The 21,344-nt window shown below is 43.2% G+C and carries 20 protein-coding genes and 5 tRNA genes; 21 read left to right on the forward strand and 4 right to left on the reverse strand.

What is annotated here, in order from left to right; genetic code table 11:
- Positions 1–13 precede the first annotated feature (13 nt).
- The 4 genes from pbp4b to murQ are packed head-to-tail and all read right to left on the reverse strand — an operon-like array spanning position 14 to position 4,551.
- Positions 14–1,369, reverse strand: a complete 1,356-nt coding sequence (pbp4b, locus tag LCD34_RS11380) for a penicillin binding protein PBP4B (RefSeq protein ID WP_224559021.1) — start codon at positions 1,367–1,369, stop codon at positions 14–16.
- A gap of 12 nt (positions 1,370–1,381) precedes the next feature.
- Positions 1,382–2,761 carry a PTS transporter subunit EIIC gene (locus LCD34_RS11385; protein WP_008344031.1) on the reverse strand — a complete coding sequence of 460 codons (1,380 nt, stop codon included), beginning with the start codon at positions 2,759–2,761 and terminating at the stop codon, positions 1,382–1,384.
- Positions 2,758–3,627 carry a MurR/RpiR family transcriptional regulator gene (locus LCD34_RS11390; protein WP_007498558.1) on the reverse strand — a complete coding sequence of 290 codons (870 nt, stop codon included), beginning with the start codon at positions 3,625–3,627 and terminating at the stop codon, positions 2,758–2,760. The genes LCD34_RS11385 and LCD34_RS11390 overlap by 4 nt, the downstream gene beginning before the upstream one ends.
- A gap of 12 nt (positions 3,628–3,639) precedes the next feature.
- A complete protein-coding gene (murQ, locus tag LCD34_RS11395) occupies positions 3,640–4,551 on the reverse strand; it encodes an N-acetylmuramic acid 6-phosphate etherase (RefSeq protein WP_224559023.1) in 912 nt (303 codons plus the stop codon).
- Positions 4,552–4,771: 220 nt separating this feature from the next.
- On the opposite strand from murQ, the gene LCD34_RS11400 reads away from it, so the two are divergent.
- From LCD34_RS11400 to LCD34_RS11500, 21 genes are all read left to right on the forward strand, one after another.
- Positions 4,772–4,846, forward strand: a tRNA-Glu gene (locus LCD34_RS11400).
- A gap of 6 nt (positions 4,847–4,852) precedes the next feature.
- A tRNA-Val gene (locus LCD34_RS11405) sits at positions 4,853–4,928 on the forward strand.
- A gap of 3 nt (positions 4,929–4,931) precedes the next feature.
- A tRNA-Thr gene (locus LCD34_RS11410) sits at positions 4,932–5,004 on the forward strand.
- Positions 5,005–5,032: 28 nt separating this feature from the next.
- Positions 5,033–5,117, forward strand: a tRNA-Tyr gene (locus LCD34_RS11415).
- A gap of 4 nt (positions 5,118–5,121) precedes the next feature.
- A tRNA-Gln gene (locus LCD34_RS11420) sits at positions 5,122–5,193 on the forward strand.
- 137 nt (positions 5,194–5,330) lie between these two features.
- Positions 5,331–6,242, forward strand: a complete 912-nt coding sequence (rocF, locus tag LCD34_RS11425; RefSeq protein ID WP_224559025.1) for an arginase — start codon at positions 5,331–5,333, stop codon at positions 6,240–6,242.
- A gap of 185 nt (positions 6,243–6,427) precedes the next feature.
- Positions 6,428–6,991, forward strand: coding sequence for an RNA polymerase sigma factor SigW (sigW, locus tag LCD34_RS11430; protein ID WP_007498553.1), 564 nt, complete (start codon positions 6,428–6,430; stop codon positions 6,989–6,991).
- Positions 6,992–7,005: 14 nt separating this feature from the next.
- A complete protein-coding gene (gene rsiW, locus LCD34_RS11435; protein WP_224559027.1) occupies positions 7,006–7,632 on the forward strand; it encodes an anti-sigma-W factor RsiW in 627 nt (208 codons plus the stop codon).
- A 206-nt stretch (positions 7,633–7,838) separates the two neighbouring features.
- On the forward strand, positions 7,839–8,660 hold the full coding sequence (gene cdaA / locus LCD34_RS11440) for a diadenylate cyclase CdaA (RefSeq protein WP_008344027.1): 822 nt from the start codon (positions 7,839–7,841) through the stop codon (positions 8,658–8,660).
- Positions 8,653–10,059 carry a YbbR-like domain-containing protein gene (locus LCD34_RS11445; RefSeq protein WP_025206631.1) on the forward strand — a complete coding sequence of 469 codons (1,407 nt, stop codon included), beginning with the start codon at positions 8,653–8,655 and terminating at the stop codon, positions 10,057–10,059. Before cdaA ends, LCD34_RS11445 begins: the two co-directional genes overlap by 8 nt.
- A gap of 25 nt (positions 10,060–10,084) precedes the next feature.
- Positions 10,085–11,431: a phosphoglucosamine mutase gene (gene glmM / locus LCD34_RS11450; protein ID WP_039170226.1), complete on the forward strand. Its 1,347-nt coding sequence runs from the start codon at positions 10,085–10,087 to the stop codon at positions 11,429–11,431.
- Between the two features lie 578 nt (positions 11,432–12,009).
- Complete coding sequence (gene glmS, locus LCD34_RS11455) at positions 12,010–13,812, forward strand: glutamine--fructose-6-phosphate transaminase (isomerizing) (protein WP_007498541.1); 1,803 nt, start codon at positions 12,010–12,012, stop codon at positions 13,810–13,812.
- A 465-nt stretch (positions 13,813–14,277) separates the two neighbouring features.
- Entirely contained in the window at positions 14,278–14,634 is a 357-nt protein-coding gene (locus LCD34_RS11460; RefSeq protein WP_224559030.1) for a DUF2200 domain-containing protein, read from the forward strand.
- A gap of 161 nt (positions 14,635–14,795) precedes the next feature.
- Positions 14,796–14,987 carry a PLD nuclease N-terminal domain-containing protein gene (locus tag LCD34_RS11465; protein ID WP_003217265.1) on the forward strand — a complete coding sequence of 64 codons (192 nt, stop codon included), beginning with the start codon at positions 14,796–14,798 and terminating at the stop codon, positions 14,985–14,987.
- A gap of 18 nt (positions 14,988–15,005) precedes the next feature.
- Entirely contained in the window at positions 15,006–15,923 is a 918-nt protein-coding gene (locus tag LCD34_RS11470) for an ABC transporter ATP-binding protein (protein WP_318010721.1), read from the forward strand.
- Positions 15,920–16,684, forward strand: coding sequence for an ABC transporter permease (locus tag LCD34_RS11475; protein ID WP_025206636.1), 765 nt, complete (start codon positions 15,920–15,922; stop codon positions 16,682–16,684). The genes LCD34_RS11470 and LCD34_RS11475 overlap by 4 nt, the downstream gene beginning before the upstream one ends.
- A gap of 155 nt (positions 16,685–16,839) precedes the next feature.
- On the forward strand, positions 16,840–17,559 hold the full coding sequence (locus LCD34_RS11480; RefSeq protein ID WP_048001369.1) for an ABC transporter ATP-binding protein: 720 nt from the start codon (positions 16,840–16,842) through the stop codon (positions 17,557–17,559).
- Positions 17,528–19,993 (forward strand): FtsX-like permease family protein, encoded by a 2,466-nt coding sequence (locus LCD34_RS11485; protein ID WP_224559032.1) that lies wholly within the window; start codon positions 17,528–17,530, stop codon positions 19,991–19,993. The genes LCD34_RS11480 and LCD34_RS11485 overlap by 32 nt, the downstream gene beginning before the upstream one ends.
- Positions 19,994–19,998: 5 nt before the next feature.
- Positions 19,999–20,511 (forward strand): PadR family transcriptional regulator, encoded by a 513-nt coding sequence (locus LCD34_RS11490; RefSeq protein WP_007498534.1) that lies wholly within the window; start codon positions 19,999–20,001, stop codon positions 20,509–20,511.
- A 125-nt stretch (positions 20,512–20,636) separates the two neighbouring features.
- The gene (locus LCD34_RS11495) at positions 20,637–21,029 is read left to right on the forward strand and encodes a RidA family protein (RefSeq protein WP_224559034.1); all 393 of its coding nucleotides are present in this window, start codon (positions 20,637–20,639) and stop codon (positions 21,027–21,029) included.
- A 71-nt stretch (positions 21,030–21,100) separates the two neighbouring features.
- Complete coding sequence (locus tag LCD34_RS11500) at positions 21,101–21,292, forward strand: hypothetical protein (protein WP_135226936.1); 192 nt, start codon at positions 21,101–21,103, stop codon at positions 21,290–21,292.
- Positions 21,293–21,344 lie beyond the last annotated feature (52 nt).

The raw sequence follows: 21,344 nt of genomic DNA on the forward strand, positions 1-21,344 counted from the left end.
CGAATTCCTCCTTTTACTTAAAAGATTCGTAGATTGCGGTCATGATGCTTCCATAAGTACCAGTTGGGAAAAGGTCACCTTCAAATTGATTTGGGTTGACTTCAGGTGAAATGACGGGTGAATGTTTTTTATTTGTCAGCAAGACGACGCCTAGATTGTGTTTTGGATCAATCAATGTCATCGTTCCGGTCCAGCCTGTGTGTCCATACGCTTCTTTACTTGCGTACTTCCCAAACATCCATTCCATGTCAGTATTGCCGTTTTTCCGCCAGCCTAGCCCGTAAGTTGGGTTCGTGTCTGATGATTCCGTAAAGAGATCGATAGAAGCTTGGTCAAAGATGGTTGTTTTCCCATAGCCTCCTTTATTGAGCATCAGCTGAAGCAGTACGGCCATATCTGATGTATTAGAGAAAAGTCCGGCATGTCCGGAGACACCTGCCATTGAGTAATAGGCTTTCTCATCGTGGACTTCACCTAGCAAGGTATACCTGCGAATGTTTTCAAAATCAATGACACCATCTCTTGTATTGCCTAGACGCTCGGTTGCTGCAAAATGCTTTGGCTTGAATCCCTTTTTCAGCGGATTGAACATGGTATGTTTTAGACCAAGCGGTCGATAAATCGTCGACTCTACATATTGATCAAGTGGCATACCGGTTTTTTTCTCAATGATCATGCCTAACAGCATGTAATCAATATCACTATAAATATGCTGAGTGCCTGGCTTGTATTGCAGAGGCACCTTTGGTAGCCATTTCATGGTTGTTTGTCTATCTTGAGAGAAAAAAGAGCCCGCTTGCTCTTTGCTATAAAATAAAACACTGGAAGGCAGTCCGGCAGAATGGGTGAGAAGATCCTTGACTCGAAGCTGATCTTTGCCGGTTACCTTTGCATCTGGTTCATCTTGAAAGTCAGGCAGGATGGTTTGTATTTTTTCATTTACATCTAGTTTTTGTTCATATACTAGCTTTTGCAGGGCATAGTTGGTGGCATACATTTTTGTATTGGATGCCAAATCGAACAGTGTGTTCTTTTTCATTTTCTTATAGAATTTGAGTTCTGTTGTCCCTTTATATTTTTGTCTGTAGCCATAGGCTTTTTGATGGACGATCTGACCATCCTTGATAATGATGAGTGCTGCTCCTGGAAATCCTGCTTTGATATCGTTTTGAATCATGTGATCAACCTTCCTAAGCTGCCTAGAAGAAAAACCTACTTGTTCCGGTCGTTTTGCATTTTTTAAGACGGGATATTCTTCAGGTGCTGTTTTAGACAAAGACGATACAGGATGGGAGCTAGTTGCAAATGTTTGTACTGGTAACCCAAGGAGTATGAACAGACTTGTGATGATGAGAAAATATTTCTTCAAGAGCTAGACCTCCTATTGCTTATTTTCCTCGAATTCAACAGCCATATCATCATGAAATCCAAATAAGTATGTGAAGATAAATCCAGCGACATATGCAATAAAGAGTCCTATTAAGTAAAGTAGCATTTGATGTGTGTGAACGATAAAGGTTAATGGGAGACCTGATACCCCGATTGCTTTAGTGGCGATTTGGAAATAGGCTTGAAATGCTCCGCCGATTCCAGCACCTAGACAAGCAGTGAGGAAGGGTCTTCCGAGCGGGAGTGTGACACCGAAAATGAGCGGTTCTCCAATTCCAAGCATTCCTGAAGGAAGTCCGCCTGCAATGGCTCTTTTCAGCTTTTTCTTTTTTGTTTTCATATAAATGGCAAAGGCAGCACCGACCTGTCCTGCGCCTCCCATAGCGAGGATTGGCAGAAGCGGGTCATCTCCAATTGAATTAATCAGTTCCATATGAATAGGTGTTAGACCTTGGTGAAGTCCAGTGACAACAAGAGGAAGGAAGGTCGCACCAAGAACAAATCCGGCAAAAATACCGCCAATGTTTAATAGATAAGTAAGTCCAGAGGTGATGGCATCAGATATAAATCCGCCGACTGGCATGAAGATAACGTACGTGAAAATGCCTGTAATGAGTAGTGTGATGGTTGGTGTGACGATGATATCGAGTGATTGCGGGACGAAGCGTCTGATCCGGGTTTCAACAAGTGCCATAAAAATAGCTGCAAGAAGAACACCGATGAGTCCGCCTCTACCTGGTAGAATATTAGTGCCAAATAACATAATATCAGCAGCAGCTGGGTTAATGATGAGAATACCTGCTAATGCGCCCAATGCAGGAGAGCCACCAAATTCTTTTGCGGCGTTTGTTCCTACTAATATACCGAGATAAGCAAACAAACCTGAGCCTATAACGGTTAGGATAATCGCAGCTTGAGATTTTTCATCGAGCCAGCCTGCTTGCACGACCGCTTTTGTAATACCCGTAATAAGACCCGATGCAACGAGTGCTGGAATAATGGGAATGAAAATGCTGGCGATCCGCCGTAAGAACAGCTTGAATGGTGTGCGGTTCTTTTGTGAAATGGCTTGTTTGTTTTTCTGTGCTTCGTTGTTTAAGTCATATGAACCTGAGGCATTGAGCAGCTGTTCAAATGCACTTGATACTTGGTTGACAACACCTGTGCCTAAAATGATTTGCAGTGTTTCCGCTTCGACGACGCCAATGACGCCATCGAGTTCTTTGATCGCGGTGGTTTGCACTTTTTCACGATCAATGGGTGTAATTCGGAGACGTGTCATACAATGTGTGTGGGAAGAGATGTTTTCAGAACCACCACAGAGTGAAAGGATTTCTTTCGCCAACTGCTGATATTTTTTTTGATGACTCATGTTGAATCCCCCTTTGTTTTTCGTTTCATGGAGCGGATGGCATGCCTTGTTTTGTCAATATATTGTGCTGTCTGTTCATATTGACGGGAGGCTAAACTGAGGAACAAGACATCGATTAAATAGAGCTGTGCCATTCTAGAGGAAGTGGCAGCACTGCGAAAAGGTGCTTCATTGGAACCGGACGTTGATAGATGGACATCACACAATGCAGAAACGCTTGTATGCCCTGGATGCGTTAAAGCAATGGTTTTCACTTCATTTTCTTTTGCGAGCTGAAGGGCTTGGATGATGTCTAATGTTTCTCCTGAGAAGGATATACCGAACACAATGTCATTCTTTCCAGCATTTGCGATGACCGTAGATGCGATGTGCATGTCAGTGAAGGCTGTGGCTGCATAATTGATTCTGAGAAATTTCTGCTGGGCATCAGCTGCGACGATGCCAGATGCACCCACACCGATAAAATGGATTTGGTTTGCATTCAACAGCAGTTGAACAGCTTTTTCTAAAGCTTCTACATTTAAAATAGAGGCTGTATCTTTGATCGATTGAATGGTGTTTCCTGCTGTCTTTTGAATAATGGATTGAAGTGGTTCATCTTGTTCGATATCCCGGTAGCCTTGTTTATCAGTGTGCATTAAGTCTCCAGCGATCCGCATTTTCAAATCGTGATAGCCATCCAGCCCGAGAGACTTACAGAGGCGGATGACGGCAGAGCTGCTTGCACCGGCAGCCTGACTGATTTCATGCACTGTGCTTTTAATGACTTTGTCAGGATGGGCAAGGATATAGTCTGCAATGATTTTTTCAGATTGGGGAAGCTTTGATTTCATTGTGTGTAGTAGGGTGAGTCCGCCTGCTGACATGAGTTTCCTCCTTTAAGATTGATGACGTAAGATGGCTTTGTCGATGTGACCATCTGCTTTGTTGAGCAGGTCTTTGGCTGTCTTTTTATCTGTTTTGGTTTGGAGCATGACGATGGCTGTTTTAACTTCTAAATCGGCTGCTTCAAGGGCTTTTACGGCTTGTTCGTAGGGAGCATTGGTCACATGCTGAATGATGGTGATGGCGCGTTCTTTTAGTTTATGATTGCTTACTTTTACATCTACCATCAGGTTTTCATATACTTTGCCTTGTCTGATCATGACAGAGGTGGAAAGCATATTTAAAATCATTTTATGAGCGGATGCGGCTTTCATTCGTGTTGACCCAGTGATGGCTTCTGGTCCTACGACGACTTCAATGGCGCAGTCTGCTAGTTCGCTAATCTTTGCTTGTTCATTGCAGCTGAGGGCTACTGTTTTTGCTCCAATGGTTCTAGCATAGTTTAAAGCGCCAATGATATAGGGTGTTCTACCGCTCGCCGCGATGCCGACAACCGTATCTTTTGATGTCAGGTGGATGTGTTCTAAATCTTTTTGACCAGCTTCTTCACTGTCTTCCACATCTTCTGCTGCATGTGAAAAGGCAGAGTCGCCACCGGCCATGATGCCTACGATGACATCAGGTGAAATGCTATAGGTAGGTGGACATTCGACCGCATCCATTACCCCAATTCTGCCGCTAGTTCCAGCGCCTAGATAAATGAGTCTGCCTCCATTCGAGATGGATGCAAAGGCAAAGTCACTTGCTGTCTTTACGTCTGGAAGGACACGGTTGACGGCTTGAGCGACCTTCATATCTTCCTCATTTATCATTTGGAGCATTTCTAGCGGGCTTGCTTGTGAAATTCCCATGGTGTTAGGGTTTCTTGATTCTGTTGTCAAAGAACGCAGTTGAGATGGCTGCATGTGACATACCTCCTTATTTCTTCATTTTCAGTATATTAAGTATGACATGAAATTTCAATATTATATTTAAATACTGAAATTATATTTCAGTCAAAATGTTGTGCTGATGAGGGTTGAATAGTTAGAAAATAAAAAAAATAAAAATCCCCTTTACAAAAGGGGGACAACCTGTATATAATAACTTTTGTCAGCTTCACGGAAACAGTAAACTTGACAAACTGGCCCGTTGGTCAAGCGGTTAAGACACCGCCCTTTCACGGCGGTAACACGGGTTCGAATCCCGTACGGGTCACCATCATGTGGAGGATTAGCTCAGCTGGGAGAGCATCTGCCTTACAAGCAGAGGGTCGGCGGTTCGAGCCCGTCATCCTCCACCATATGCCGGTGTAGCTCAACTGGTAGAGCAACTGACTTGTAATCAGTAGGTTGGGGGTTCAAGTCCTCTTGCCGGCACTGTTTTTCTTTTATCAATTCCATATGTGGAGGGGTAGCGAAGTGGCTAAACGCGGCGGACTGTAAATCCGCTCCCTCCGGGTTCGGCGGTTCGAATCCGCCCCCCTCCACCATTTTTGGGCTATAGCCAAGCGGTAAGGCAACGGACTTTGACTCCGTCATGCGTTGGTTCGAATCCAGCTAGCCCAGTTAAGACACCTTTTTTAAAAAGGTGTCTTTTTTTTATTTTGACGATTGGAATGTATAACTATTCAAAATATTGTTGAGTTGAGTCAGAAGGCACCGAGAAAGTAAAATATAAGCATGAACGGAAAGGGGATGTACATATGGGAGATCAAAAGAAGGTCACGATTGTTGGGGTGCCGATGGATCTCGGTCAAATGAGAAGGGGCGTCGATATGGGGCCGAGTGCCATTCGCTGTGCTGGTGTAAAAGAAAAATTGGAATCGCTTTCATTTGATGTCGAGGATCTAGGGGATATTCCCGTTGAGCAAAGAGATGATGAGAAAGGTCTCTATACAAGTGGAAAACTGAAAAACTTAACGGAGAATGCTGGCGCGAATCAGCTTCTTGCTGAAAAGGTTAGCAGTATTGTGCAGTCAGGTTCGTTTCCGCTGATTTTAGGCGGGGATCATAGCATTGCAATTGGTACACTAGCCGGTGTAGCTAAGCATTATAAAAATTTGGGTGTCATTTGGTATGATGCGCACGGTGATTTAAATACAGAGGAAACCTCTCCTTCTGGGAATATTCATGGGATGCCACTTGCTGTCAGTCTCGGTCTTGGGCATGCTGATCTAACGAATATTGGCGGTTATGCGCCTAAAGTAAAGCCTGAGAATGTGATCTTGATTGGTGCTCGTTCTTTAGATGAAGGAGAGCGGGTATTGATTAGAGAAAAAGGCATTAAAGTGTATACGATGCATGAAATTGATCGATTAGGGATGACGAGAGTAATGGAGGAAGCCATTGCGTATTTAAAAGAAAGAACAGATGGTGTTCATTTGTCGCTTGATTTAGACGGCCTTGATCCAGCGGAGTGCCCTGGCGTGGGAACGCCGGTTGCTGGCGGCATCAGTTATAGAGAGAGTCATCTTGCAATGGAGCTTTTAGAGGAAGCAGGGATTTTGACTTCTGCTGAGTTTGTTGAGGTGAATCCGGTATTAGATGAGAAAAATAAAACAGCAGAAGCGGCAGTTGCATTAATTGGTTCTTTAATGGGTGAAAAGCTATTATAGAGCGGGACTTGTTCCCGTTCTTTTTTTAATTTTGGGGAAATTTAAGGATATGTTAAGGTTTTTACCGGCTGATAAGCGTAACATGCTGTCAAAAATTTGTTACACTATTTTTTAGAGGAGAATGAAACCTTTTGGAACGAGGTTCGTATACATAAAGACCGGTGAAGGCAGAGGTTGAATATACTATGGAAACAATGATTAAAAAGAGAATTAAGCAAGTGAAAAAAGGCGACCAGAACGCATTTGCAGACATCGTAGACCTGTATAAAGACAAAATTTATCAGCTGTGCTACCGTATGCTTGGGAATGCACATGAAGCAGAAGATATTGCGCAGGAGGCGTTTATTCGTGCCTATGTGAATATTGAGAGCTTTGATGTGAATCGTAAGTTTTCCACGTGGCTGTACCGCATTGCAACCAACCTGACCATCGACCGTATTCGTAAAAAAAAGCCGGATTATTATTTAGATGCAGAGGTGGCAGGGACAGAAGGACTGAATATGTATTCTCAAATTGCGGCTGACGGCATTTTGCCAGAGGACGAGGTGGTGTCGCTTGAATTATCGAGCACCATTCAGCAAAAAATTTTAAGATTACCCGATAAATATCGCTCGGTCATCGTATTAAAGTATATTGATGAACTCTCGTTAAAAGAAATTAGTGAGATTCTGAATATACCAGTTGGTACGGTGAAAACGAGAATACACAGGGGTAGAGAGGCTCTCCGGAAACAGTTGAGAGACCTTTGAGTGAGGTGATTTTGATGAGCTGTCAGGAAAAAATCGTCCTGCTTATGCATCAGTATTTAGACGGGGACATTGAGCCCGAAGATGAAAAAGAATTAAAGAGCCATCTGCAATCGTGTGAGGAATGCCGTACTCATTTTCAACAAATTGAGAAATCCATCGCGCTCGTGCAGAGTACATCTCATATAGAAGCACCATCTGATTTCACTGCAAAGGTGATGGCAGGTCTTCCAAAGGAGAAAAAGCGTGTGTCGATTCAAAGATGGATCAAAGCTCATCCGCTAATGGTCGCCGCTGCCCTCTTTGTCATATTGATGGGAGGCAGTCTGTTTACTAGCTGGAATACGGATCATAATTTCAGTGTGTCAAAGCAGCCGAATCTCGTGGTTGAAAATGATACAGTGACGGTACCTAAAGGGGAAACCGTCAAAGGTGACGTCACTGTGAAAAATGGCAAGCTGATTGTACAAGGCAAGGTTGATGGAAACGTAACAGTCGTCAATGGAGAACAGCTGACTGCTTCTGCCGGACAAGTCACTGGTCAAATCAATGAAATTAATGAAGTGTTTGATTGGGTTTGGTACAAAATGAAGTCTACAGCACAAGACGTGATGCGGGTCATTGGACCAGAGGAGCAAAAGTAAATCAAACAGTTTGAGAGCAGTCTCTAAGGGGACTGCTCTTTTTCTATTGATGGACAAACTTGAATGCCAGCCAGATATGGCAACTATTTTCCTTGCTGAAACAAAATGTGGTATAATAGCCACGCTATGTACTTACACATAGGCTCTTTTTTTTTATAAAAAATGAATCGAACGAAGAATAACTGAAAATTCTGGAGGACGAGGAAATGGCTTTAGGGGATATTCCTTTTTTGCAGTACCTCGGTAATGCTGTTGATATTCTCGTTGTTTGGTATGTGATATATAAATTAATGATGGTCATCCGCGGAACAAAAGCGGTTCAGCTTTTAAAGGGAATTGTCGTCATTGTTCTCGTCAGGATGGGGAGTGCGTATCTCGGTCTTAACACACTTCAATGGCTGATGGATCAAGCGATTACGTGGGGGTTCCTTGCGATCATTATTATTTTTCAGCCAGAGCTAAGGAGAGCGCTTGAGCAGCTTGGGCGCGGCCGTTTCTTCTCTAGAAGCGGAACACCTGTAGAGGAACAGCAGCAGAAAACGATCGAGGCAATTACAAAAGCAATTAACTATATGGCAAAACGAAGAATAGGCGCGCTGTTAACGATTGAGCGCGATACTGGGATGAATGATTACATAGAGACCGGAATTCCTTTAAATGCAAAGGTCAGTTCTGAGCTGCTGATTAATATCTTCATTCCGAATACACCGCTTCATGACGGCGCTGTGATTATGAAGCGTGATGAGATTGCAGCTGCAGCGTGTTATTTACCGCTGTCTGAAAGTCCTTTTATCTCTAAGGAGCTCGGTACACGTCACCGCGCGGCAGTTGGTATTAGTGAAGTAACGGACAGTTTAACCGTCATTGTCTCCGAGGAGACAGGCGGCATTAGTGTCGCAAGAAATGGTGATCTCCATCGAGAATTGACAGAAGAAGCGCTTGAAGAAATGCTGATTGCTGAGTTTAGTAAGAACAGCAAAGATGCTTCCTCGACCAAATGGTATTGGAGGGGCAAGAAAAATGGATAAGATTTTGAATAATCGCTGGGCCGTTAAGTTTCTTGCATTGGTCTTCGCTTTATTGCTGTATGGTGCAGTCAATTCAGCGCAAGCGCCCACGCCGAAAAAAATCGGTGAATCCTTTTTCCCAACATCGACAACAGACGAAGCAACCTTAACGGACATTCCTGTTAAAGCGTATTATGATGACGAAAAGTATGTAGTCACTGGTGTGCCGCAGACAGTCAATGTCACGATTAAAGGATCAACTAGTGCTGTGAAAACAGCAAGACAAACGAAAAATTTTGAAATTTACGCAGATATGCAAAACCTGACAACAGGTACACATAAAGTCGAATTGAAGGCAAGAGATGTATCGAAAGGAATCACGTTAACGATTAATCCGTCTGTGACGACTGTGACGATACAAGAAAAAACGACAGCTGAATTCCCTGTTGAAACGGAATTTTATAATCAAAATAAAATCAAAGACGGCTATTCACCAGAGCAGCCTATTGTGAATCCGAAAAATGTCACGGTTACTGGCTCAAAAGACGTGATCGACAAAATTTCTGTCATTAAAGCATTTGTGAACTTAGAGGATGTCGATCAGCAAATTGAGAAAGAAGCGAAGCTCACTGTGTATGATAGCAGTGGGAATGAGCTACCAGTCGAAGTGAGTCCGTCTGTGGTAGATATTACGGTCCCTATTACGAGTCCAAGCAAGAAAGTTCCGTTTAAGATTGAGCGGACGGGCAACTTGCCAGATGGGATCAGTATCTCAAGCATTGAGACAAGCCCAAGTGAGGTGACAGTCTACGGTTCTCAAAAGGTGCTGGATGCACTTGATTTTATTGACGGCGTTAAGCTCGACCTAAGCAAGATTAAAGATGATACAGAGATTGATGCCGACATTCCACTGCCAGATGGTGTGAAAAAGGTATCGCCTGAAACTGTTAAGATCAAAGTGAAGGTTGCAACAGCTGAAGAAAAAAAGATCGATAATGTCCCAATTTCTGTCGTGGGTCTGAGCAAGGATCTCAGCTCTGCATTTGTGAGTCCGTCTTCTGGGCGTCTCACACTAACAGCAAAAGGTTCAAAGAGTGCAATCGATAAACTAAAGGCTTCAGATATTGAAGCCTATATCAATGTCGGGGACTTAAACGAAGGAACACATGAGGTCAAAGTACAAGTGAATGGCCCTCAAAATGTGACGTGGACATTATCTAGATCGAAGGTCAAAGTGAAACTGACTTCTACTGATACAGAAGATCAGCCGGCTTCTACGAATGATCGGAAAGATCAATCATCCGATGATGATCAGGAAGAGAAGAGTCAAAAGGAATCAACACAAGATAAAGCAAAAAAAGAATCAAGTCAAAGACAGCGGGTCAAAGAAGATAACAAAGAGGACGCAGCGTCCTCTTGAATGGTAAAAAAGGAGCGATTGAAACATGGGCAAGTACTTTGGAACTGATGGTGTAAGGGGTGTGGCTAATAGCGAATTAACGCCAGAGCTCGCATTTAAAATTGGGAGATTTGGCGGCTATGTGCTCACGAAGGATAAAGAACGTCCAAAGGTACTCGTTGGACGAGACACGCGTGTATCTGGTCATATGTTAGAAGGAGCACTCGTAGCAGGCTTACTTTCAATTGGGGCTGAAGTCATGCGTTTAGGTGTGATCTCAACACCTGGTGTGTCTTATTTAACGAAGGCAATGGATGCAGAAGCAGGTGTCATGATTTCAGCTTCGCATAACCCAGTTCAAGACAACGGAATTAAATTTTTTGGCGGTGACGGCTTTAAGCTGTCTGATGAACAGGAGAATGAAATCGAGCAGCTGATGGATCAGCCGGTTGATGAATTGCCACGTCCAGTGGGAGCCGCTCTTGGAACCGTGAATGACTACTTTGAAGGCGGTCAGAAATACTTGCAATTCTTGAAACAGACAGCGGACGAGGATTTCACAGGTATTCACGTAGCGCTTGACTGTGCACATGGTGCAACATCTTCTCTTGCAACACATTTATTTGCAGATTTAGATGCAGATGTGTCAACAATGGGAACATCACCAAACGGATTGAATATCAACGATGGCGTAGGTTCTACTCATCCAGAGGCACTTTCTGCTTTTGTGAAAGAAAAAGGAGCGGATATTGGTCTTGCGTTTGATGGCGACGGCGACCGCTTAATTGCAGTCGATGAAAAAGGTGATATTGTAGACGGCGATCAAATTATGTACATATGTGCACGTTATCTAAAGGGTGAAGGCCGATTGAAGGATGACACGGTCGTGTCAACGGTCATGAGTAACCTTGGTTTCTATAAAGCGCTTGAGAAGCAAGGCATTAAGAGCATTCAAACCGCTGTTGGTGACCGCTATGTGGTCGAAGCGATGAAAAAGGATGGCTATAATGTCGGAGGCGAGCAGTCAGGCCACTTGATTTTCCTTGATTATAATACGACAGGTGACGGCATGCTTTCAGCGATCATGCTGGTGAATACACTAAAAGCAACAGGAAAAACATTGTCAGAGCTTGCAGCTGAAATGGAGAAATTCCCGCAACTTCTAGTGAATGTGAAGGTATCTGATAAGTATAAAGTGGAAGAAAATGAAAAAGTAAAAGCTGTGATCCAAGAGGTTGAAAAAGAGATGAACGGTGACGGACGCATCCTTGTTCGTCCATCAGGAACAGAACCGCTTGTACGTGTCATGGCAGAGGCGAAAACAAAAGAGCTGTGTGATGAATACGTGGCTCGCATTACGGCTGTTGTCAAAGAAGAAATGGGTATTGAGTAATTGATTAAAGCAAATCGCAAAGTAGCGGTTTGCTTTTTTTTTCGAATAAACGTCATAAGAGGCTGGTCTAGTACGAATGATATAAGCGAGGGCAATTTGCTGCTTGCTTTCATACATAAGAGAGCACATCGAAGGTAGAACGTGACAAGCCTCATCGCATATAGTGTAGGGAGGTCTCACTTTCTAACATGAAAGGGATCACCCGCTAAATTGTGATTGACGGAGGTCAGACCTTATAGTACAATCATCCTTGTGTTACTGGATTTTTATTCTAGCATGAAAGGCAGGGTAGATGTTCAGCCACTCTTATAATTATAGCGCCCGAACTAAGCGATCGAACGACAGATGCTTAGTTGACGAGGATGGAGGTTATCGAATTTTTCGGCGGATGCCTCCCGGCTGATCAAATATAGAGATCACAGCCGTAAGTGTTTCTTTAAAGCAAAGAGGTGACTCTTTGTACAAAGGGAATACACATGATCTCCCAAAATAAACATGTAGAGAGGGACGAAGAAATGTCCCTTCTATTTTAGTAGGCTTTCTTTGTCCCTTTCACATGATCGGGAGGAAGAATATTTATGTGTGGAATCGTAGGTTATATTGGTCAGAATGATGCGAAGGAAATCTTATTAAAAGGTTTAGAGAAGCTTGAGTACCGTGGGTATGACTCAGCAGGTATCGCTGTGGCAAACGAAGATGGCGTGCATGTGTTCAAAGAAAAAGGACGTATCGCTGAGCTTCGTGAAGTCGTTGATGCAAACGTGGCATCTTCAGCAGGAATTGGACATACACGCTGGGCAACACACGGTGTACCAAGCCATCTAAATGCGCATCCGCATCAAAGTGCTTCTGGCCGTTTTACGCTTGTTCATAACGGTGTCATCGAGAACTATGTACAATTGACACGCGAATATTTACAAGACGTCACACTAAAAAGCGACACAGATACAGAGGTTGTTGTTCAAGTCATCGAACAATTTGTGAACAGAGGTCTTGATACAGAGGAAGCTTTCCGTCAAACGCTTCTTCAACTAAAAGGCTCTTACGCAATTGCCCTTTTCGATAACGAAAACAAAGAAACAATCTATGTGGCGAAAAACAAAAGCCCATTATTGGTTGGTTTCGGCGAAGATTTCAACGTTGTGGCTTCTGACGCAATGGCGATGCTTCAAGTAACAAACGAATATGCGGAATTAATGGATAAAGAAATGGTCATTGTTACTAAAGACGAGGTTATTATTAAAAACCTTGACGGTGATATCATGACACGTCCTTCTTATATCGCTGAGCTAGATGCAAGCGACATTGAGAAAGGCACATATCCTCACTACATGTTAAAAGAAACGGATGAACAGCCGCTTGTTATGCGCAAAATCATCCAAGAATATCAAGACGAAAACGGCAAGTTGTCAGTCGCTGGCGATATCGCAAGCGCAGTAGCAGAAGCAGACCGCATTTATATTGTGGCTTGCGGAACGAGCTACCATGCTGGACTTGTCGGTAAACAATACATTGAAGACTGGGCGAAAGTACCTGTAGAAGTTCATGTAGCAAGTGAATTCTCTTACAACATGCCGCTTCTATCGAAAAAGCCGTTGTTCATCTTCCTTTCTCAATCTGGGGAAACTGCGGACAGCCGTGCTGTACTTGTTCAAGTCAAAGAGCTTGGTCATAAAGCATTAACGATCACAAACGTACCAGGATCTACGCTTTCTCGTGAAGCGGACTTCACATTGCTTCTTCATGCAGGACCAGAAATCGCAGTGGCTTCAACAAAAGCTTACACAGCACAAATCGCTGTTCTTGCGATCCTTGCATCCGTTGCAGCTGAATTAAATGGTCAATCTCTTGACTTTGATCTTGTGAAAGAGCTTGGGATTGTAGCAAACGCAATGGAAGCCCTTGTCGATCAAAAGGATGAAATGGAACAAATCGCTCGTGACTTCTTCACAGTGACACGTAATGCATTCTTTATCGGAAGAGGACTTGATTACTATGTGTGCCTTGAAGGTTCACTCAAACTAAAAGAGATCTCTTACATCCAAGCAGAAGGCTTTGCTGGCGGAGAACTCAAACACGGCACCATTGCTTTAATTGAAGAAGGCACACCGGTCATTGCCCTTGCCACGCAAGAGCACGTGAACCTCAGCATTCGCGGTAACGTCAAAGAAGTCGTTGCACGCGGCGCAAACCCATGTGTCATCTCACTAAAAGGCCTAGAAGACGAAGGCGACCGTTTCGTCCTTCCAGCTGTACACCCAGCACTTGCACCACTTGCATCTGTTGTCCCATTACAGCTAATCGCTTACTACGCAGCCCTTCACCGCGGGTGTGATGTGGATAAACCACGTAACCTTGCAAAGAGTGTGACGGTGGAGTAGGTATTAAATAAAATCGGATTTTTGATACCCCTTTAGATATAATTGTCTAAAGGGGTATTTTTGTGTCAATAGAACTAGCAGTTGAAAGATTTAAGCTGAACTTTGATTGATAGATACTATTTCCATGTTGCTATTATGATAAATATTCTTAGGGGGAAATATTATTTTTATTCGATACGTAAAAAAAGAAAAATGGGGAATTGTTTTTTTCTTCATTGGTTATATTGCATTGTTTATCATTTCTTATTGTTTAATTGGTGGTCCTGTCTCAAGTGGAGGACCAATAGGTGTATTCCTTGGATTTTGTATTGTTCAATTTCTTAAATATAGAGCTTTCAAGAAAGATGAAAGAAATAATAAAGGCATATATCATCGTTTATAAGTTGTATTTTTAACACATTATACTAAGTGCATAATGAGATAGCGTGATAGTATAAATATTTAACGAAGAAAGAGAGCAGACATATGACCAAACCTAAAATCTACACAATGAGCTTCGCAAAAGTCTATCTTCTCTATATCGCAAAAGCAGAGAGAAAAGGACGAATGAAGGCTGAGGTTGATACGATTATTTGTTGGTTGACGGGGTACAGTCCAGCAGAGTTACAGCAACAGTTGGACAAGCAGATAGACGTTGAAGCCTTTTTTGCTGAGGCTCCTGAGCTTCATCCTTCCCGAAGTTTAATCAAAGGAGTCATCTGTGGTGTACGGGTAGAGGACATTGAGGAAGAAACCATGAAAAATATTCGGTATCTAGATAAGCTAATTGATGAGTTAGCCAAGGGAAAGAAAATAGAAAAGATTTTGCGAGATTCGTCATGAACATCACAAGCAAGCCCAGTGAAGGAACCCTCACTGGGCTTTTTTATATTTATAGACCATTCGACCAATAAAAATAAAATCCATTTGAACGAATTCTCTCTTCATGTCGTCAAAAGAAGTAATACCAAAACAAATTGACGTTTGAAAAGGGAGTGGCGTGTATGGATATGAAGATGATTTTACCTCTTATTTTGCTACAAGCGATTTTAATGGTGATTGGTTTGTTTGATTTGTTGAAAAGAGATCCGTCGAGAATCAGGGGAGAGGTGAAGTGGGTTTGGGCTTTGGTGATTGTGTTTGTGGCGAGTGCCGGTCCTATTGCGTATTTCATTTTTGGTCGTAAACAATCTTAAAAAAGGGGAGGGATTCGCTTGAATATGTTGGAGTGTTACGGGCTGACGAAATCGTATGGACGGCATAAAGTGTTAAAAGATGTCTCGTTTTCTGTTGGGGAGGTTGGATGTGTTGGCTTTTTAGGAGCCAATGGAGCGGGAAAGACAACGACGATCCGGATTTTGACGGGGCTTGCTCGTCCTACGTCTGGCATTGTGAAGGTGGCAGGTTTTGATGTCACAAAGGACATGGATCAAATCAGTCAGGTGATTGGGTACTGTCCGCAGCATCCTGCATTTTATCAGGATATGACGGGGCAGGAATGGATGCATTGGGTTGGCGGGTTATTTCATTTAGAGAAAAACATCATTCGTTCCAAAACAGAGGAGCTGTTGAAGCTTTGCCGTGTGTATGAGGCGAAGGATCGTGCCATTGGCAGCTATAGTGGAGGCATGAAGCAGAGGCTTGCTATTGCACAGGCGCTGATCAATAGCCCGAAGGTTCTGATCTTGGATGAACCTGTGTCTGCACTTGATCCCATGGGGAGAAAAGACATCCTGACTTTGATTGAGCGTCTAAAGCATGAGATGCTGATCTTTATGTCGACCCATATTTTAGATGACATTGAACGTGTGGCTGATCATATTATCATGATCAACAGCGGCAAAATTGAAATGTCCTCTTCGATGAAACAGATCAAAGAAGACTATATCCAGCCCGTGATTGAATTTCAATTAGAACAACAGAATACGAAACTAATGGCTTTGTTAAAAGAACGGGATTGGGTGGAGGAATGCATGGAGACAGGAGGCACTTATCAGGTGCGAGTCAAAGATCAACATACGGCATTGAAGGAGCTGCCGGGTCTCATCACTGAAACTGGCGGTGTTCTTCTCCAATATCGATTATCTAAGCTGACGCTTGAAGATATTTTCATGAAGGTTGTGACGGCATGATGATGTTGAAAAAGGAATTTAGGGAGTTATTCACTAGTTATAAAATCTTATTTGTGCCGATCATTTTTACGATTTTAATGATTACACAGCCTATTACGCTCAAAATGCTGCCGGATCTTTTATCGAATTCGGCTAATTTACCTGAAGGGTCTACATTTTATATACCAGAGCCTAGTGCTGGAGAGGCTTTAGCCAGTGCATTGAGTAAATTTGATTCACTCGGCGTGTTTATCCTTATTATGATCGTGATGGGGACGATTGCTGGAGAGCGTGCCTCTGGGGTAACGGCGATGATTATGGTGAAACCGATCAGTCGAATGAGTTATTATGCCTCAAAAATATGTGCCTATGCCTGTTTAACGTTGTTTAGTTTGATAGTGGCGGTGCTTGCTTCCGTTTATTATGTGGACATCCAATTTGGGCATGTGGATTGGGGCGATGTGTTAAAAGGAACGCTTTTGTATTATCCGAACCTACTGCTCATTGTAGTATCGACCATTTGTGCATCGGCGTTCTTTAAGCGTTCAGTGACTGCGGGCGGCGTTTCCCTTTTGATCAACCTCATCCTGTTTACCGTTCCTTCGTTTTATGAGGATACATTAGGGAAGTTTGCACCTAAAGGCGTCACAAGTGCGGCTGAGGAGATGATTCATAGAGGGACTTATTCAGATCAGGCACTTACTAGCTTTCTAGGTGTATCGGTATTGATTGGTTTCTTTTTTCTCATCGGATGGTTTCTTTTTAGAAAACAAGAATTATAGCATGGTGTACCCTTTGGATATGAAAATCTAGAGGGTTTTTTATGTATTTAGTAAGTAAAAAATAAGACATAAATACATATTATCATGATTTAAATGTTGAAATAATATATACTTAGTATATAATTACTCCGTAAAGGGATGGGAGGAGTTTGTAGATGATTCAGATCAAGAATGTGAAGAAGGAATTCTTTCAAGGCCAGGAGCGGACTGAGGTGTTGAGGGGCGTTGATTTGACGGTAGAAGAAGGGGAGTTTGTAGCGGTGATGGGACCGAGTGGTTCTGGAAAAAGTACATTACTTCAGCTGTTAGGCGGGCTTGATCTGCCTACTGATGGAGAGATTTTGATAGATGAGCATCAGTTGAGTGAGATGAATGAGAAAGAGAGAACGATTTTTCGCCGAAAACAGATAGGGTTTGTGTTTCAAAATTATCAGTTGCTACCTACATTAACTGTCGAAGAAAATGTGGCGTTTCCGCTGCATGCAGATGGACGTTTAACAAAGGAGAATCAACAGACGGTTGTAGAGCTGTTAGAGGCTGTTGGCTTGAATGGACTTGGACGGAAACGGGCTAGTTTGCTGAGCGGCGGGCAGCAGCAGCGTGTAGCGATTGCAAGAGCTCTAGTCAATCAGCCGTCAGTGTTGTTAGCAGATGAGCCGACGGGGAACTTGGACCGGCATAGAGCGGAGGATATTTTGGCGTTAATGTGCAAGTTCAATCGAGAAAGCAAGCAGACGATTATCATGGTGACGCATGATATTTTCGCAGCAGGATTTGCGGATCGAATCATCCTTTTTAAAGACGGTGTTATTGATCAAGTGATCTCTAGAAAGGATGATGATTATGCTCAGTATGTGGCGAATTTCATGGCGTAACATGATTCAGCATAAAAAGCGGTTCGCCATTTCTGTCTTAGGCATCATGGTGGGAATTGCTTTTGTCACGTCGATGCTCATTGCCGATCGAACGACAAATGATGTGTTTCATTACTATGAGCAAATGTATGTCGCTGATGCAGATTATTGGGTGTTGAGTGATGATCATACGTATGATGAGGAACAGATCTCATCCATTTTAAAGCATCCTGATGTGACAGGATCATTATTAGCGCTGGATAAACAGACGTTTTTTGATGTAGAAGGTGATCACTCTCTTAACCAACGGGCGGTACGAATTACCGGAGTACAAGATCAAACGAGCTCTTTACTGAAGCTGCCTGTGATTGAAGGGCGTTTGGATAATCAGGGGTTGGTCATACCAGATGTTGTGGCGAAGCTGCTGAATAAAAAAGTGGGAGATACCATTCGTTTTTCTGATTTGGGCGAAGCGAAGGTATCTGCCATTGTGGAATATACACAGCTGCTTTCAAGTCCGAGTGACTGGGAGGGTGCAGAATCATCGAGTTTTCGTGTGATGGCGCCGCTTGATTTATTGAGAGACTGGACGGGACTCGATCATCAGCTTTCTTATATGAGATTTCAGACGAATGATGGCGGAGAGCAGCTCTTTCAATCTTTACAGAAAGAGTTCAAGGATGCCGATGTTTTTGTCCAGCCTGTGGTGGCGGATGACCGGCAAAGTAATGACATTGGCGGGTTGTACACGTTCTTTTACCTCATCGCAGGGCTGTCGATGTTTATGAGCGGTTTTATCGTGTTTAATATGATTTATACGAGTGTGATGGAACGGAAAAAGGAATTTGCGATTATGAAGAGCTTTGGTTATACGCAGGGCTCTGTTTCTAAGCTGATGTTGATTGAGGTTTTGATCTTGGCATGTATTGGAACAGCCATTGGGGTGCCGATTGGCGTTTGGCTTGGAGATGTGTTCATGCAAACACTGCTTGGTGTGTTCGCTTTTGATATGGTGTATTCGTTAGATTGGCAAGTGCCTGTTGTAATAGCTGTGATCGTTGGTATTGTGTTCCCTGTGCTGTTTTCGTTATTTCCGATCTACCATGCAGGAAAAACGTCTGTGCTGCTGACTTTAAAATCCACTACCCAAACTTCTGCACCGAAAAAACGATCGGTCATTAGGGCGGTGATAGGGATAGGCTTGCTTTCATTCATATGGGTGGATCATCAGGCTGCTTATCTTGGCATTTTAGCCAGCATGGTTCTGTTATTCCCATTTTTTCTGCTCTTTTTGAACCGGTTGTTGGCGCCTCTTTTGAAGTTTGTCTTTGGTTACCCGGGCCATCTATCCTCGCAGCATGTCACGCAGCAACTGAATAGAAATGCCAATACGGCGGCGATTCTAGCTGTTGGGATTGCTGTGATCTTGCTTTTAAGTGCGGTCATTGAATCGGCTCCAGATGGCTATGAAAAAGAGATCCGTCAAACGTACGGCGGTGATCTCAGGGTTACCTCTGAAGCGCCATGGACGAAAGCGGATCAAGAAAAGCTGTCATCCTATGAGTCTGTTGAGCGGGTGGAACCGATGATGGAAGCGGCTCCTTTGACATGGGAAACGGCCCATGGAGAGAAAAGACAATTTTCTATCATCGGTGTGGATGAGAAAGGACCTTCTTTTATAGAAGGTGACAATAAAGGCGATTTGTATCAACGATTATCAGAAACGCCTTCTATCGTGTTAGGAGAGCGTGCGTTTGATGAATGGGGTGGGCGTATTGGAGAGAGTGTGTATCTCAATGCACCTTCTGGCCGGCAGCAGTTACAAGTCATTGATGTGGTCAAGACTTCTCATCATTCGGGTTATGTGGCATTTGTCGATCAGACATTTTTACAAGAGGATTTAGGGTGGACGCAGCCCCTTGATATCCTGCTTACGTTAAAAGACAAAGGTGCCGGTGAGTCTTTACGAGATCAGCTATGGGAAGACTTTGGGCAGCGGCTTTCAAAGGTGAAAACAGTAGAGGATGAGATTGAATCAACGACATCGGCTTTAACTGGTATGAACGAGTTAATTTCTATGATGCTCATTTTCATTATTGGGCTCGCGAGCATTGGAACAGCCAATACACTGCTGATGAATACGCTTGAACGTACATCTGAGATTGGCACCATGCGGGCGCTTGGGCTGACAAAGCAGCAGGTGAGAAAAATGATCGTCGGAGAAGGTGTGCTCATTGGGTTATCAGGTGTGATTGGCGGCATTTTATTTGGTGTGATTCTTCTATATATCTCAAGCCAATCTGATTGGCTGGGTGGATTTGTTTCATTCCAATTGCCGCCTGTGCATCTACTGCTGGCAGTGATCGCAGGAATTGCACTCAGTTTAGCGGCTTCGTGGATTTCTAGTGCGACAGCGAGTAAAATAGAGATGATATCATCTCTCAAAGAAGGTTAAATCATATGTCAGTGAAATACGGAATTTTAACATCGCTCTGTCAGCAGCAACATCATGGATATGAATTAAAGCTAGAGCTGGAGTCATTGCTCGGAATAAAAGGAAAAATCAACCCTGGTCAAATCTACACGACGCTTGATCGGTTAATTCGTGATCAATTGGTGACAGCAGTGGGAATAGATGACCAAGATCGAAAGCTGTATGACGTGACGGAAGAAGGCAGACAAGAGCTGGAATCATGGCTGTTGGCACCTGTTCCATATCATGCTGCAAAGGATGATTTTCACTTTAAATGGGGCTGTGCACGGAAAATCAGATTTCATCAAGAAAAAGAAATGCTTCAGCAGCAGAAAGCCGTCATCATGAAAGATGTGATGGAACTCACGAAGCTGAAAACGGAATGTCTTGTGCAAGGTGATGAGAGTCGGTACTTATTGATTTCTGGCACGCTGCTTCATTTAGAGGCGGATTTGAATTGGATTCATCAAATTGAGCATCGGAGCGGGTCATCATTTTAGAGAGGTCTTTCTTTTGAAGAAAGGTCTTTTTTTTGCTTCGTTCGGAGCATATGCAGATAGGATGGGAAGAAAGTTTGGTATGATAGGTGGAAGTTGATTGTATTTTCAGAAAAGGGGTTTGATCAATGAAAACATCACGTAATCCTGAGACCATTCATGCGCCAGTTGCACCGTACATCCATCAAATAGAGACCACAGGGCCGCAGCGGTGGTTAACCTTATCAGGGCAAGTGGGGATGGAAGTCGATGGGACCATCCCAGAGAGCCCGATGGAACAGCTCGAGCTAGCGTTAGAGAATGTAAAACGCAATGTAGAAGCGGCAGATATGAAAGTGGAAGATATAACGAAGCTTGTGTTTTATTTGGTAGGTGAGTTTGATGCTAAGAGCAGAAAACGAATCATGGGTCAGTTTTTAGGAGATCACCTGCCTTGTATGACGATGATTTATGTGGTGGCTTTGGCTTCACCTGCTTTAAAGGTCGAGGTGGATGCTTGGGCTTGTCGGGATATGGATTGATGAAATGATTGTTTATAACAGTTGAATATGCTAAAAATGGTATAAAAGAGTGTTAATAAAGAGGTGGTTTTTTGTTTCAATCAAACCAAGAATTGAAAAAAACGGTGGTCTTTTATGCAGGTGTGGGAGCTGTTTTGCTTATTCTCATGCTGTTGACATGGCTACCGATTTCTGCAGACTGGGAGTTGCCGTTGATTTTGTTTGGATTGGGGATTTTGTTTTATGTGAAGCGTGTGCTTTGGAAGGATGAAAAGAGTCATTAATCATAAGTAGGTTACCTAGAATATAAATTCTAGGTTTTTTTATTAAATTTAC

The organism is Bacillus sp. RAR_M1_44 (genome assembly GCF_020165935.1).
Lineage (GTDB): Bacteria > Bacillota > Bacilli > Bacillales > Bacillaceae > Bacillus > Bacillus altitudinis.

Coding starts and splice junctions, on each gene's coding strand:
- LCD34_RS11385 (WP_008344031.1), bottom strand. CDS start 2,761: ATGAGTCATCAAAAAAAATATCAGCAGTTGGCGAAAGAAATCCTTTCA.
- cdaA (WP_008344027.1), top strand. CDS start 7,839: ATGGCTTTAGGGGATATTCCTTTTTTGCAGTACCTCGGTAATGCTGTT.
- LCD34_RS11480 (WP_048001369.1), top strand. CDS start 16,840: ATGATTCAGATCAAGAATGTGAAGAAGGAATTCTTTCAAGGCCAGGAG.
- LCD34_RS11460 (WP_224559030.1), top strand. CDS start 14,278: ATGACCAAACCTAAAATCTACACAATGAGCTTCGCAAAAGTCTATCTT.
- LCD34_RS11485 (WP_224559032.1), top strand. CDS start 17,528: ATGCTCAGTATGTGGCGAATTTCATGGCGTAACATGATTCAGCATAAA.
- LCD34_RS11475 (WP_025206636.1), top strand. CDS start 15,920: ATGATGATGTTGAAAAAGGAATTTAGGGAGTTATTCACTAGTTATAAA.
- rsiW (WP_224559027.1), top strand. CDS start 7,006: ATGAGCTGTCAGGAAAAAATCGTCCTGCTTATGCATCAGTATTTAGAC.
- murQ (WP_224559023.1), bottom strand. CDS start 4,551: ATGCAGCCATCTCAACTGCGTTCTTTGACAACAGAATCAAGAAACCCT.
- LCD34_RS11390 (WP_007498558.1), bottom strand. CDS start 3,627: ATGTCAGCAGGCGGACTCACCCTACTACACACAATGAAATCAAAGCTT.
- LCD34_RS11495 (WP_224559034.1), top strand. CDS start 20,637: ATGAAAACATCACGTAATCCTGAGACCATTCATGCGCCAGTTGCACCG.
- glmM (WP_039170226.1), top strand. CDS start 10,085: ATGGGCAAGTACTTTGGAACTGATGGTGTAAGGGGTGTGGCTAATAGC.
- LCD34_RS11490 (WP_007498534.1), top strand. CDS start 19,999: ATGTCAGTGAAATACGGAATTTTAACATCGCTCTGTCAGCAGCAACAT.
- LCD34_RS11465 (WP_003217265.1), top strand. CDS start 14,796: ATGGATATGAAGATGATTTTACCTCTTATTTTGCTACAAGCGATTTTA.
- rocF (WP_224559025.1), top strand. CDS start 5,331: ATGGGAGATCAAAAGAAGGTCACGATTGTTGGGGTGCCGATGGATCTC.
- glmS (WP_007498541.1), top strand. CDS start 12,010: ATGTGTGGAATCGTAGGTTATATTGGTCAGAATGATGCGAAGGAAATC.
- LCD34_RS11445 (WP_025206631.1), top strand. CDS start 8,653: ATGGATAAGATTTTGAATAATCGCTGGGCCGTTAAGTTTCTTGCATTG.
- sigW (WP_007498553.1), top strand. CDS start 6,428: ATGGAAACAATGATTAAAAAGAGAATTAAGCAAGTGAAAAAAGGCGAC.